2 protein-coding genes are annotated in these 595 nt (G+C 38.5%); one reads left to right on the forward strand and one right to left on the reverse strand.

Features of this window, described 5'->3' with window-relative positions; genetic code table 11:
* Positions 1-322 (forward strand): hypothetical protein (locus tag H8S75_RS32510; RefSeq protein ID WP_207729272.1); only part of this gene is annotated, 322 nt, incomplete at its 5' end.
* Between the two features lie 4 nt (positions 323-326).
* Here H8S75_RS32510 and H8S75_RS32395 read toward each other — a convergent pair.
* A partial coding sequence (locus H8S75_RS32395) for a hypothetical protein (RefSeq protein ID WP_187024982.1) occupies positions 327-595 on the reverse strand: 269 nt, incomplete at its 5' end.

Consider the following 595-nt stretch of genomic DNA (forward strand, 5'->3'; position numbering starts at 1 on the left):
TAGTGATTTAGCGAACAAACTTGATAGTAGCGCTATAATTGCTCAATACAATAAACTCCAGATTGGGAATGTAAAAATACAATACGGAAAAATGGAGTGTATAGTAAATTTTAACGGGCAAGCAAGCATCGTTTTCCCTGAAGGATATTCGCAAGAAAACCTTTATCATTGCATGGCAGTACCTATGTCCGGATCATATGCAGTACGATCCATTACTAACAGCGGTAATAATAACTCCTTAGCTCTTTTGCTCGACAGCAGTGACACAAAACCAGAATATCAAAGTAAAATATGGATGCAGTATATTGTAATCGGTACGTAATTGATCAATTAATCGAATAAATTGCATTAACATAGATACCCGTGCCAGCCGGTACCGCTTTATTAATTCTTAGCCGCACGGTGTTGTCCGCCATTGCATCTGCGTTGAGGATATAATACTCATTACGCTGTGATGCAAATTGAGCAATAACTGCGGCACCGTATTTAATGCCAGGACAAGATATATCATAATAATCAGATCCAGTACCAGTAATTGAGGTATGTACCGTCTTTGGCAGTGTGTTGATATCAGCCTTACCAGCTAAATCACTAT

Origin of the sequence: Hungatella hominis (assembly GCF_014288005.1) — a bacterium.
Classification (GTDB): Bacteria; Bacillota; Clostridia; order Lachnospirales; family Lachnospiraceae; genus Hungatella; species Hungatella effluvii.